The sequence below is a fragment of the Streptomyces sp. NPDC001728 genome (assembly GCF_040297565.1).
In the GTDB taxonomy this organism is placed as follows: Bacteria; Actinomycetota; Actinomycetes; order Streptomycetales; family Streptomycetaceae; genus Streptomyces.
This window is the reverse complement of record NZ_JBEOZK010000015.1, coordinates 93431-105954: the sequence shown is the minus strand read 5'-3', so window position 1 is coordinate 105954 and position 12524 is coordinate 93431. Positions and strand designations below refer to the sequence as shown.

Genomic DNA, 12524 nt, shown 5'->3' with positions numbered 1-12524 from the left:
GAGGTGGACAGGGTGAGACGCTGGAGCGCTCTGATCGTGCTGGGGACGGCGCAGTTCCTGATGGTGCTGGACTCCTCCGTCATGAACGTCTCCATCAGCCAGCTGGTGGAGGACTTCGACACCGAAGTCACCGCCATCCAGGCCGTCATCACGCTGTACGCGCTGGTCATGGCCGCGTTCATGCTCATCGGCGGTCGGTTCGGGGACATCCTGGGGCGCCGCCGGGTGTTCCTCCTCGGGCTGGTCGTCTACGCCACGGGGTCGGCACTGACCGCCGTGGCGCCCACCCTGTGGGTGCTCGCCCTCGGCTGGTCCATCATCGAGGGGCTGGGCGCCGCCCTGGTGCTGCCGGCGATGGCCGCCCTCGTCGCGGAGTCGTACCGGGGCCGGGACCGGGCCGTCGCCTACGGGGTCATCGGCGGTCTCGCCGGCGCCGGAATCGCGATCGGCCCGCTGCTCGGCGGCTGGGTGACGACGTACCTCACCTGGCGGCTGGTCTTCGCCGGCGAGGTCGTGGTCGTCGTGGCCATCCTGTGCGCGCAGCGGGTGATCCCGAAGACCCCGACCACCGGCCGGCGGCCCCGTCTGGACGGCGTCGGCGCCGCGCTCTCGGCGGCGGGGCTGGGGCTCGGTGTGCTCGGCGTACTGCAGAGCAGCACGTGGGGGTGGGTGGAGCCGCGCAATCCGCCCTTCACGATCCTCGGGTTCGCGCCGACGCTGTTCGTCGTCGCCGCCGGGATCGCCGTCCTGCTCCTCTTCAGGAGCTGGGAGCGGCGGCGCGAGGAGAAGGGTGCCGACCCCCTCGTGCATCTGTCCCTGCTGCGCAGGCCGACGCTGCGGTCCGGACTGATGACCCTCGTGAGCCAGAACCTCATCCTGCTCGGCCTGTTCTTCACGATCCCCCTGTACCTCCAGGTGGTGCAGGGGTTCAACGCCTTCGAGACGGGCGTGCGGCTGCTCCCGGTGTCCGTCGCGATGGTCGTGGTGTCGCTGTCCGGAACGGCGCTCGGGCGGTGGGTGGGGCCGCGCCGGGTGGTCAGGCTGGCCCTGGTGACCCTGCTGGGCGCCATCGTGTGGCTGCTGGCCACCATCGACCCCGTCATCGACGACGCGCAGTTCGCCGGCGCCATGGCGGTGCTGGGCGTGGGCATGGGGCTGCTCGCCTCGCAGCTGGGCAACATCGTGCAGTCCAGCGTCGGCGAGGGCGAGCGCAGCGAGGTCGGCGGGTTCCAGTTCACGGCGCAGAACCTCGGCTCCGCGCTGGGCACCGCGCTCATCGGCTCGATCCTGATCGGCTCCCTGGCCAATGCCTTCACCACCCAGGTGGCGAAGGACCCCAGCCTGTCCGACGAGGCCCGCCATCAGACCGGTGTGGCGCTGGAGGCCGGGGTCAGCTTCGTCTCCACCGATCAGGTGCGTACGGGGGCCGAGCAGGCCGGGTTGCCGGCCTCGGAGGTCGACGCCGTCACGAACTCCTACGCCTCGGCGCAGCTCGACGGGCTCAAGGCGGCGATCTTCGCCACCGGCGGCATCGCGCTCGCGAGCTTCGCGGTGACCCGGCACCTGCCGACGCGCCGTTCCGCCGGGCCGGACGCCGCCGCCCCGCCCGGCACGGGCCCCGAGCCCGACGAGGAAGCGGACGAGGGCGGGGACAGGCCGGTGTCCTGAAACCGGGCCCCGACTCACCTGTACGAGGTGAGGCGGGGGGCGCGTCACCGGCGCACGCTCGTAACGAGAGAGTCGCCCGTCCGTCTCCCAGGCCACCGCGGGAGAGCTGCTGATGCACTACGAGATCCGCGTCGAGGGACACATGTCGGACACGCTGGCCAACGCGTTCCCGGAGTTCAGCCATGTGGTGATGGCCGGCCAGACGGTGCTGTTCGGCCCCGTCGTCGACGAGGCGCACCTGTACGGGCTGCTGGCCCGCCTCCAGTCGCTGGGCCTGCACCTCGTGGAGATGCGCCAGCTGCCGGGGCACTGATCCGCCCGGCCCGATCGGGCGGACCGAGAACCGTGATCCCGACCGAACGAGGAGGAGACATGACCACGTCGCCTGGCCCGGCGCCCAGCGCCGGACCGGAACCCATGGCCGGCGGCGCGCCTTCCGCGCCGGACCCCGCGGACCAGCTGGCGCGGCTCGGCCGCTCGTGGACCTGGATCATGGGCGCGGCCGTCGCGACCCTGGTGCCGGGCATCCTGGCACTGGTCTGGCCCGATGTGACCCTGCACGTCCTGGCCGTGCTGATCGGTCTGTATCTGCTGGTGATCGGCGTGTTCCGGTTCGTGGCCGTGTTCGCGCGCGAGGAGGCCGGCGAGCGTCTGCCGGGGCTGCTCCTGGCCGTACTGTGCGTCCTCGGCGGGGTGCTGTGCCTGCGGAACCCGCTGCAGACGATCGCCGCGCTCTCCCTGATCGTCGGCGCCGTCTGGCTGGTCTCGGGCATCTTCAGCCTCTACACCGCCGTCGCCACCAGGAACCTGCCGCACCGCGGTGCCGTCATGGCCGTCGGGATCCTCGGCATCGTCGCGGGAATCGTGGTCCTCGCGCTGCCCTCCGAGTCGGCGCAGGCCCTGACGCGGCTGCTGGGCCTGTGGCTCGTCCTGCTCGGCGCGGCCGAGGCCGCGGTCGCCCTGTCGTGGCGGTCCACGCTCCGCAGGGCGGGCGTCAAGGGCAGCCGGGACGAGACCGGGACGGCGGCCCCCTGATCATCCACAGGGGCCCCGCCCACTCACCCGTGCCGGGTGAGGCACCCGCCTCCTCGCCATGGGCACGCTGAAGAGGAGAGCCGACCGGAGGTCGGCCGCCGGATCGGAGGAGACATGTACCTGGCCTACGACTTTCCACTGCTCAGCACCTTCTGGGCCCTGCTGTGGTTCTTCCTGTGGATCCTGTGGTTCGTGCTCCTCTTCCGGATCATCGTCGACATCTTCCGGGACGACGACATGAACGGGTGGGCGAAGGCGGGCTGGCTGGCCTTCGCGGTCCTGCTGCCCTTCCTCGGCGTCTTCGTCTACGTGATCGCCCGCGGCAAGGGCATGGGACGCCGTGAGATAGCGCAGGCCCGGGCCCAGCAGAAGGAGTTCGACTCGTACATCCGCGAGACCGCGTCCGCCCCCGCCCGGCCGAGCAGTGTCGACGAACTGGCCAGGCTGTCCGAACTCCGCTCCCGGGGAGACATCACCGACGAGGAGTTCCGCCAGGCGAAGGCGCTGGTCCTGTCCGAGAACGGCCCGACCGTGAGCTCCCCGCCCTCGGGGACCGCCCCCGGGCTCTGACCCCCTGTCCGGCACACGAATCGAGGCACCGAGATGACCGCCACGCACACTCCGCACCCGGTACACACGACGAAGCAGGCATGGGCCGGCGGGGTGACGGTGTTCGCCGCCGTCATGCTCGGCATCACCGGCATCGTCGGGATCTTCCGGGGCATCATGGCGATCGCCGAGGACGAGGTCTTCGTCAACACGCCCAACTACGTCTTCAAGTTCGACCTGACCAGCTGGGGCTGGATCCACCTCGCCCTGGGAATCGTCGCCGTGATCGTGAGCCTGGGACTGTTCCGGCCGACGATGTGGGCGCGGGTGGCCGGCGTGGGCATCGCCGGACTCGTCATCATCGCCAACTTCATGTCCCTGCCGTACTACCCGGCCTGGTCGATCCTCATGGTCGCCATGTCGGGGTTCGTCATCTGGGCACTGTGCGTGGGCGGAGGGGACGGGACCACGACGGAATGAACGGGAGTGCACCGGGGGCGGCCGGGGCGGCGGTGAGGGCGACCCTCACCGCCGCTCCTCGGTCTCCTCACCGCGCGTGCGCGGAGCGGACGCGCGGTGCCACAAGATCAGGGTAGTCATCGATGTCCGACGGCCGCCTGTGCTTCTTCCGTCGCTCCGGCCGGGCTCGGGGAGGCCGCGTGGTAGTCGTCCGAGTCGCTCCGGACCGTGCCGGAGGTGATGTGTCCGGCGAGTCCGAGGAGCAGGAAGAGCCAGACCAGGACCTGTGCGGGCGTGCCCAGGAGCAGCGGCCGGGTAGCGGACGCCGGCTGCGCGGCGGCGGGCTGGGGGGTGTCGCCCAGGAGTCCCTTGGGGTACACGGGCGTCAGCATCATCGCGTAGGCGGTCAGCCGCATCCGGTACCGGACGACGGCCGCCGTGGCGCCGAAGACCGGCTCGGGCAGGCGTCCCAGGACGATGCCGATCAGCCAGAACACCCAGCCGATCGCGAACCAGCCGGTCTGCGCGAGGCTGGCGACGATCGAGGCCGGGATCATGAGGATCAGCCGGAAGAACACCGCCCAGCGGTTGAGCGGAGTGCTGCGCAGCTCGATCCGGACCGGGTGGCCGGGGGCCTCGAAGGAGAACGGCGGGTAGCGGTCGACGAGGAGGGTCGCGCTCGCCAGGACCCGTGTCTGATAGGCGAGGACCGAGCCGAGGAAGGACGCGATCGGATCGGGGAGCCGTCCCAGGACGAGTGCGCCGAACCAGCCCGCGATCGTGACGAAGAACGCCGCGAGGGACAGTACGGCGACGACGATGAACTGCGGCACGAGCAGCAGCCAGCGCAGCAGCACCGTCCAACGGCGCTGGCGGCCCGGTGGGGGCACGTCGAGGACCGGACGCCATTCGCCGCCGTCGAGATCGTCCGAGGTGCGGGGGTCCCAGCCTGTCGCCATGGTCGGCTCCGTCTCCTCCTGGATTTCCGGGTCGATGGTCGTCTACGGCGAGGGGCGGTACGCGTGCCCACGCCTCGGCGATCCAGCGGGCCGTGATCCGGTTCCGCGGTCACCTCGATGGTGGCGCGGCCCGCCCGGCCCCGCACCAGGACAGCGGCCACTGGGGGGGACGGCGGGGAGAGGGGTGAGGGCGGCCCTGCCTCGAACCGTGACGCGCGTCGGCGGCTCGGCGGGCAGGGGCCGGGTCTCCTACTCGGCCGTCTCGTACGCGCCCGAGAGCGCCTCGACGTCCTTCCAGACCCGGGCCGAGCGCGCCGCGTCGACGACCGGGCGCCGGACCGCCCCGAGCGCCCAGGCCTGCTGCGCCCCGGTGGCGGAGTCCTTGCCGTGGAGTTCGACGGCGTGCGCGGAGAAGTCCCGTACGAGTACGGCGAACAGCTCGTCGAGGACGTCCTCGTCGAGTCCCGTCAGGCGGGCCTGCTCCAGGACCAGCTGTCCGTGGACGACGAGCGCGAACAGCTGGCCGACGGCGAGCAGCAGGTCCAGGTCGCGGCTCTGCTCCTCGTCGGGCGCGGCGGTGGTGACGAACGCGCAGAGGGCGTCGGCCTGCTCGCGGAAGCGGCCGGCGTTGGGCAGATGGGCGTACGCCTCGTACGCGGGCCGCCAGTCGTGGAAGCGTACGGACCCCAGGCCGCGGGCCGGGCCCTGGCGGAAGAGGAAGGTGTCGTCCGCGGCGTCCAGGCGGGTCGGGACGGGCTCGTACGCGGCCGGGTCGAGCAGGTGGTTCCGCATGAACTTGAGGATCAGCGCCAGGTTGACGTGGACGGTGCCCTCCAGCTTCGGCAGGCCGCGGATCTCCACCGCCGCCTGGGCGAAGTAGTTGTCCTTCTCGAAGCCCTTGGCGGCGATGACGTCCCACATCAGGTCGATGACCTTCTCGCCCTCCGTGGTCACCTTCATCTTCGTCATCGGGTTGAAGAGGAGGTAGCGGCGGTCGTCGGCTCCCGCCGAGCGGAAGTGGTCGACGGCGCGGTCGCTGAACAGCTTCATGCCGACGAGCCGGACGTACGCGTCGGTCAGCTCGCGCCGCACGTGCGGGAATGCGGTGACGGGACGGCCGTACAGGACGCGGTTGTGGGCGTGGGTGACCGCCTCGTACATCGCGTGCTCGCAGATGCCGATCGAGGCGGTGCACAGGTTGAACCTGCCGACGTTCCGCCTTTCGGGTCCGGTGGACGAGGGGGGTCGGTCGGGTTCGGGAGGGCGCGTCTCAGTGCCCGGCGGCGAGCCGGTGCAGCGTGGCGAGGACGTCGTCGAGCCAGGCGAGCGTCATCCGCTCGTACGCGATGCCGCCGCGCAGCACGACGTGCTGGAGTTCCCGGCCCGCGTCGGGCGGACCTCCGGCCGCGCCGGGCGCATCGGGTCCCGTGAAGTCGCGTTCCTCACCGGCGAGGTAGTGCGCGAGGCGTTCCGTGTGCGCCTGCCGGTGCCGTTCCACCTCGTGGATCAGCGCGGCGGGGTCGTCGAAGGCCGCGCCCCGGATCTTCACCGCGAGGTCGTGCCGGAGGCTCTCGGGTTCGACCGGCCGGTGCAGCCAGGCGGACAGGGCGCTGCGGCCGGGGTCCGCGACGGAGTACTCCTTCTTGTCCGGGCGGCCCTGCTGGGGCACGTCCCGGACGTCGATCCAGCCGTCGCCCTCCATGCGCTTGAGCACGCGGTAGATCTGCTGATGGCTGGCCGTCCAGAAGTAACCGATGGAACGCTCGAAGCGCCGGTCCAGCTCGTAGCCGGACCCGGGCTTCTCCAGCAGGGACACGAGAATCGCGTGTTCGATCGCCACACCGGAATCTTTCTGTGCAACTCGTTGCATAGGCAAGTCGGCGCGGCCGGATGAGACGCGGCTCACCGCGGGAGGGGCCCGCCCGCTACGGCGCGACGTCCGCGCGCCGTCCGCGGCGGAGCATCGCCAGGCGGCTCGCCGTACGGTCCAGGTCGCGCAGGAGGCAGGAGCCCTCGGACAGTCCGGCCAGCGGGTCGGCGCCGATCAGGAACAGGGGGCAGGTAGAGCTGTCGGACGGTCATCTCGTCGAGGAGGACGGGAGCGATGGTGAAGTGCCCGCCGCGCTCCTGGTCGAGCAGCGAGGCGAAGACGCTCGGCGAGTCGAACCGGGGCGCCCGTAACCAGTCGACGGCGCCGCCCGCGGAGAGCAGGGCGGCGCACTGGAGGTCGCCGATCAGCCCGTGGCCGGCGATCGGGGGGTACTCGGGCACGAGCGACCTCGATTCTCCTGCGGACCCTGGTCATCGGGAGGGCGGCGGGACGGGGGCCGTCGCGGCGCTCCTCGCGACGACCCCCGTCAGTCCACCGGCCAGGTGTGGGCCGGAGCGTTCAGATGCATGTACTCGACGTACTGCTCAGTCATCCGCCGCAGGGCCTCGTGCCGGTCGGCGTGCCCGTGCTCCTGGAGGTGACGGACCGTCTCCGCCTGCCACACGGCGCCGTTGCGGCCGGTGACGCACCGCTGCTCGATGACCCCGAGCAGCGGCTCCCGCCGGGCCGCGTCCAGGCCCATCCGCTCCAGGCCCCGGTCCGCCAGCGGCAGCAGGCGCCGCAGCACCAGCTCCGTCACCGGGACCTCGCCCGCCCCGGGCCAGTACAGCTGCGCGTCGATGCCGTGCCGTGCGGCGGTGTGCAGGTTCTCCTCCGCCGCCGCGAAGGACATCCGCGACCAGACCGGCCGGTCCTCGTCGACGAGGGCGCGGACCAGGCCGTAGTAGAACGCGCCGTTCGACAGCACGTCGGCCACCGTGGGGCCCGCCGGCAGGACCCGGTTCTCCACCCGCAGGTGGGGGACGCCGTCGACCACGTCGTACACGGGCCGGTTCCAGCGGTAGACCGTCCCGTTGTGCAGGGTGAGCTCGGAGAGAGCGGGGGTCCCGCCGCGCGCGAGCGTCTCCTCCGGGTCCTCGTCGTCGCAGAGCGGCAGCAGCGCGGGAAAGTAGCGCGCGTTCTCCTCGAAGAGGTCGAAGACGGAGGTGATCCACCGCTCGCCGAACCACACCCTCGGCCGGACCCCCTGCACCTTGATCTCGTCGGGCCGGGTGTCGGTGGCCTGCTCGAACAGCGGGACGCGCGTCTCGCGCCACAGCTCCTTGCCGAACAGGAAGGGCGAGTTCGCCGCCAGGGCCACCTGCACGCCCGCCACGGCCTGCGCGGCGTTCCAGCAGCCGGCGAACTCGTCCGGGGCGACCTGCAGATGGAACTGGGTGCTGGTGCACGCCGCCTCGGGCGTGATCGTCCCGGCGTAGGTCCGCAGCCGTTCCACGCCGTCGACCGAGATCAGCAGGTCCTCTCCCCGCGCGGCGAAGATCTGCTCGTTCAGCAGGTGGTAGCGCGGGTTCTCGGACAGCGATTCGGGACCTGTGTCCTTCAGCTCCAGCGTCGGCAGGATCCCGATCATGACCAGGTGCGCGCCGATCGCCGCCGCCTTCTCCTCGGCGTGGTTCAGCGCGCCGCGGATCTCCCGCTCCCAGGAGTCGGGGCCGCCCGCCGCCAGCCTCCGGGGCTCGATGTTGATCTCCAGGTTGAACCGGCCCAGCTCGGTCGACCAGGAGGGGTCCGCGATCGCCGCCAGCACGTCCGGTCCGCGCATCGCGGGCTCGGCTGCTCCGTCCACGAGGTTCAGTTCGATCTCGAGACCCACCTGTGGCCGTTCGAAGTCGAAGCGCGACTCGCGCAGCATCCGCGCGAACACGTCCAGGCAGGAGTGCGTCTTGTTCCGGAACCGGCGACGGTCTTCACGGGTGAAATCCAGCGCCGGGACATCACGTCCCATCGGTCCCTCCGGGTCTCGTCGGCACGGACCCCCACCCCTCAGCGTCCCACTCCGGAGGCCGCCCAACCACCGAAGCCCGGCTCGGCGCCCTCCCGTCCCGTCACGTCACGCCGGGTCCGGGCCGGGTTCGGGGCAGGTCCCCGGCTCCGGTCCTCCGGTCGCCGTCCGCCCACGTACGGCCCCGGCGTAGGCTTCGCCGGAAGGGACGCTGTGGGGCACGGGCCGGTCTTGACCCGGCCGGGCGGGGCTGGACGGGGGCGGGGCGATGACGGCCGGTACGGGACGGACGACGGGTACGGCGGGAACGGCGGCGGGCACAGCGGGGACGTGGGGCTCGGCCCTGGATTCGGTCGTGGTGTACGCCCAGGGCGCGCTGTGCCGCCGACTGGCCCGGGGCGCCGTACCGTCCGACGGTCGGGTACGGGTGACCGGGCTCCCCCGCACCCTGGACCCCGGCTCGCTCCGCGCCCGCGTCCTCGGTGCCTCCGGCCTGCGGGTGACCGAGGCCCGGATCGAGGTCGGGGCGGAGCCGCTCGACACGGACGACGGTTCCCGGGACGCCCTGCGGCACGAGGTGGAGCGGCTGCGTGACGCGGCCTCGGCCGCGCGGGGACGCCGGGACCGGCAGCTGGGCCTGATCGCCGAGGCCGGCGGACTGCACCCGGTGGCCCCGGCCCGCAAGCGCGACGACCCGCACCGCCGCACACCCGTCGACGCATGGCTGGAACTCGCCGATTTCGTCGACGCCCGGCTGGCCGGACTGCACGCCCGGCTCGGCGAGCTCGAAATGGCCCTGGAGCACGCCGACCACGCGTTCGACCTCGCTTCGGACCGGCTGGCCCGCGCCTCCGGCGACGCTCCGCAGGCGCACGTGGAGACGACGGTCTCCGCGGTCCTCACCGTCGGGGGCGGATCCGACACCGAGGCGGAGGAGGTGGAGCTGGAGGTGGAGTACGGCGTCCCGGGCGCCGTCTGGGTCCCCGCGTACCGGCTCACCCACCGTCAGGGCGACGGCACCGGGCGGCTGGTACTGCGCGCCTCGGTCGCCCAGCGCACCGGCGAGGACTGGACCGGGGTGCGCCTCGCCCTGGCCACCGCCGACCTCCGGCGCCGCACCGACCTGCCGAAGCTCCGCTCGATCAGGATCGGCCGCCGTCAGGAGGCCCCCGCTCCGTCCGGCTGGCGTGAGCCTCCAACAGGCCTCGCGGACCTCTTCACCGGATACGAGGCCGCCGGCCCCCGGCCCCGCACGGCAGGCGGCTTCGCCATCGGTGCTGCCGCTTCCGCACCCGCCCCGGCCGGGGACACCGGCATGGCCGTCGGCGGCGCCGCACCCGGCCCGTACCCGCCGCAGTCGACCGGGCTCCCCGTCCCCGGCGGCACGTACGGCGCCGCACCCGACGCCTTCGGCGGTGCGGAGTCGCCCGACCTCGCCCACCCGCGCCCCTCCGCACCCGGCCGGGCCCGGGCATCCCTCCCCGCCTTCGGGGGGCCGCCGCGGGCCCCCGCCGCCGCTCCCGCTCCCGCCCCGCCCGGCGGGATGCCGGTGCCGCCGCCCCCGCCGCCGGTTCCCGGTCCGCCCCAGCCGAGCGCGGACGACCTCGACTACGCCTCCCTCGTCCTGAGCGGCCCCGACGGTCCGGGCGAGCACCGGGGCCGGCTGTTCCCCGGCACCGGCTTCGACGCGGTGGCCGTCGAGTACCGCCGCCGTGCCGAGGCGGTGGCCTTCCTGCCGCTGCCCGGACACGCCGTGCGCCCGCGCGAGTCGGCCGGTTCCTTCGACCACCGCTTCGACGCCGTCGCCCGTGTCGACGTCCCCTCGGACGGCACCTGGCACACCGTCACCGTCGCGGAGATCCCCGTCGGCCTGCGCACCGAGTACGTCTGCGCGCCCTCCGTGGAACAGACCGTGTACGCGACGCTCGTGCTCTCCAACGCCACCGGTCAGGCCCTCCTCGCGGGCCCGGTCGAGGTCACCGTCGACGACGAGTTCCTGCTGACCGCGGCTCTGCCCACGCTCGCCCCCGGCGGCGTCAGCCGGGTGGGGCTCGGCCCGGCCGAGGGCATCCGGGTCACCCGCCGCGCGAACCTGCGCGAGTCCACGGCGGGCCTGCGCAACAACGTCACCGTGCTCGACCACCACGTCCACGTGGAACTGGCCAACGGGCTCAAGGGGCCCGCCGCCGTCGAGGTCCGCGAGCGGGTGCCGGTGACCTCCGATCCGGACGTCCGGATCGAGGAGGCCGCCGACTGGGTCGCTCCGGACGACGGCGCCGGACCCGAACAGCACGCCCCGGGCACCCGACTCTGGCGGGTCGAGCTGCCCGCCGGCGCCACCACCGTCCTCGACGGCCGTTACGAGATCCGCATCCCGGCCGGCAAAGCCCTGGTCGGCGGCAACCGCAGGAGCTGAGACACCATGTCCACGGCCACCAAGACCATCGCCGTCACCGCCCTCCCCCTCCCCGTCACCGCCGTCACCTGCCTTGAGGACCGCGCCCACATCGAGCGCACCGTCGTCCTCGACCTGGAGGCCGGGGTCCAGCGGCTGCGCCTCGGACCGATCGCCGCGACCGCCGTCGACCGTACGCTCCACGCCGAACCGGCCTCGGGCCCTGCGGCCACGGTGCTCGACGCCCGTGTCGTGCGCGCCTGGACCCCGCGCGGGCCGCGCCCCCCGGCCGACGACGACTCGGCCCTGCGCCACCGCGCCCACGCCCTGGAGGAGGAACGGCGCGGCCTGGAGCAGCGCCGCGACCGGCTCCACACCCGGCTGGACCTGCTCAACAGCCTCACCACCGACCTGCTCCGGGAGATCCGCGAGGGCGCCGGTCACGGCGAGACGGAGGGGGCCCGCTGGGCCGCCGAGCTGGACCGGGTGGACACCGAGCGCGACACGTACGGCGAGCGGCTGCGTACCGCCGACGCCCGGCTCGCCTCGCTCGCCCGAGAACTCGCCGATGTCCAGAGGGCCATGGAGCTGGCCGAGGAGGAGCCCGCCGACCTGGTGGCCCACGTCGAACTGACCGTGGACGTCTCCGCCGCCGGGCCGGTCGGGCTGCACCTGAGCCATCTCACCCCGTGCGCGCTCTGGCGCCCCGCCTACCGGGCCGTGCTCGACGGCGACTCCCTGACCCTGGAGTCCGAGGCGGTGGTCTGGCAGCGCACCGGCGAGGACTGGTCCGACGTACGCCTGACGCTGTCGACGGCCCGGTCGGCGCTGGCCACCGATCCCCCGCACCTCGGCGAGGACCGGCTGACGCTCAAGGACCGCACGGCGGCGGAGCGCCGTACGGTCGACGTGGAACTGCGCGAGGAGGAGATCGGCACGCTCGGCCCCGCCGCCACCGTGCTCGGTCTCCCCGGGGTCGACGACGGCGGCGAGACCCGTGTGCTGCACTCCCCGGCGCCCGTCTCGGTGCCTTCCGACGGCCGCGCCCACCGGGTGCCGCTGTCCGCGTTCACCACGGCCGCGAGCAGTGAGTACGACTGCTCGCCCGAGGTGTCGCCGCTGGTCAGCCAGGTGGTGCGGTTCGACAACCGGTCGGGGCACGCCCTGCTCGCCGGCCCCGTGGACCTGGTCAGGGGCGGCGGCTTCAGCGGTCGCGGCACCCTGGACTTCACGACGCCCGGCGCCCCGGTCGAGCTGGCCTTCGGCAGCCGTGACGACCACCGGGTCGTCCGTCGCACCGAGGAGTCCCGCGAGACGACCGGGCTGACCCAGCGGACCGTGGTCACGCGCACGGTCCGGCTGCATGTGTCCCGGTTCTCCGCCCCCGGGGAGCGCGAGGACCGGACGGTCGTGCTGCGGGAGCGGATCCCGGTCTCCGAGGTGTCGGCGGTGGAGGTACGGCTGCGCGGGGAGTCCTGCTCCCCGGCACCCGACGCGGTCGACGCCGAGGGCATCGTCCGCTGGGACGTCACCCTCCCACCGGGCGGCCGTCGTACGGTCACACTGGTCTACGAGCTGACGGCGAGCGCGAAGGTCGCCGGGCTCTGACGTCAGCCCCCGGCCGCT

10 protein-coding genes and 2 pseudogenes are annotated in these 12524 nt (G+C 73.1%); 7 read left to right on the top strand and 5 right to left on the bottom strand.

The features are described from left to right. The first annotated feature begins 12 nt into the window (after window positions 1–12). From ABT154_RS22470 to ABT154_RS22450, 5 genes are all read left to right on the top strand, one after another. Window positions 13–1668: an MFS transporter gene (locus ABT154_RS22470; protein ID WP_351858607.1), complete on the top strand. Its 1656-nt coding sequence runs from the start codon at window positions 13–15 to the stop codon at window positions 1666–1668. A 112-nt stretch (window positions 1669–1780) separates the two neighbouring features. Beyond that, complete coding sequence (locus tag ABT154_RS22465; protein ID WP_351858606.1) at window positions 1781–1981, top strand: DUF8691 family protein; 201 nt, start codon at window positions 1781–1783, stop codon at window positions 1979–1981. Window positions 1982–2040: 59 nt separating this feature from the next. Continuing rightward, complete coding sequence (locus ABT154_RS22460) at window positions 2041–2703, top strand: HdeD family acid-resistance protein (protein WP_351858605.1); 663 nt, start codon at window positions 2041–2043, stop codon at window positions 2701–2703. A gap of 114 nt (window positions 2704–2817) precedes the next feature. Continuing rightward, window positions 2818–3273 carry an SHOCT domain-containing protein gene (locus ABT154_RS22455; protein WP_351858604.1) on the top strand — a complete coding sequence of 152 codons (456 nt, stop codon included), beginning with the start codon at window positions 2818–2820 and terminating at the stop codon, window positions 3271–3273. A gap of 33 nt (window positions 3274–3306) precedes the next feature. After that, complete coding sequence (locus ABT154_RS22450; protein ID WP_351858603.1) at window positions 3307–3732, top strand: DUF7144 family membrane protein; 426 nt, start codon at window positions 3307–3309, stop codon at window positions 3730–3732. Window positions 3733–3848: 116 nt separating this feature from the next. Here ABT154_RS22450 and ABT154_RS22445 read toward each other — a convergent pair whose 3' ends face one another. From ABT154_RS22445 to ABT154_RS22425, 5 genes and pseudogenes are all read right to left on the bottom strand, one after another. Beyond that, window positions 3849–4670 carry a DUF4389 domain-containing protein gene (locus tag ABT154_RS22445; protein ID WP_351858602.1) on the bottom strand — a complete coding sequence of 274 codons (822 nt, stop codon included), beginning with the start codon at window positions 4668–4670 and terminating at the stop codon, window positions 3849–3851. Window positions 4671–4919: 249 nt separating this feature from the next. Then, window positions 4920–5885, bottom strand: a pseudogene (locus tag ABT154_RS22440) (acyl-CoA dehydrogenase family protein); the annotation flags it as partial. A gap of 55 nt (window positions 5886–5940) precedes the next feature. Further along, entirely contained in the window at window positions 5941–6510 is a 570-nt protein-coding gene (locus ABT154_RS22435; protein WP_351858601.1) for a PadR family transcriptional regulator, read from the bottom strand. Between the two features lie 215 nt (window positions 6511–6725). Further along, window positions 6726–6941: pseudogene (locus ABT154_RS22430) on the bottom strand (trehalase-like domain-containing protein); the annotation flags it as partial. A gap of 86 nt (window positions 6942–7027) precedes the next feature. Next, window positions 7028–8506: a glutamate-cysteine ligase family protein gene (locus tag ABT154_RS22425; RefSeq protein WP_351858600.1), complete on the bottom strand. Its 1479-nt coding sequence runs from the start codon at window positions 8504–8506 to the stop codon at window positions 7028–7030. A 265-nt stretch (window positions 8507–8771) separates the two neighbouring features. On the opposite strand from ABT154_RS22425, the gene ABT154_RS22420 reads away from it, so the two are divergent. Continuing rightward, complete coding sequence (locus tag ABT154_RS22420) at window positions 8772–10919, top strand: DUF4139 domain-containing protein (RefSeq protein WP_351858599.1); 2148 nt, start codon at window positions 8772–8774, stop codon at window positions 10917–10919. A gap of 6 nt (window positions 10920–10925) precedes the next feature. Then, window positions 10926–12506 (top strand): mucoidy inhibitor MuiA family protein, encoded by a 1581-nt coding sequence (locus ABT154_RS22415; RefSeq protein ID WP_351858598.1) that lies wholly within the window; start codon window positions 10926–10928, stop codon window positions 12504–12506. The last annotated feature ends 18 nt before the right edge of the window (window positions 12507–12524 follow it).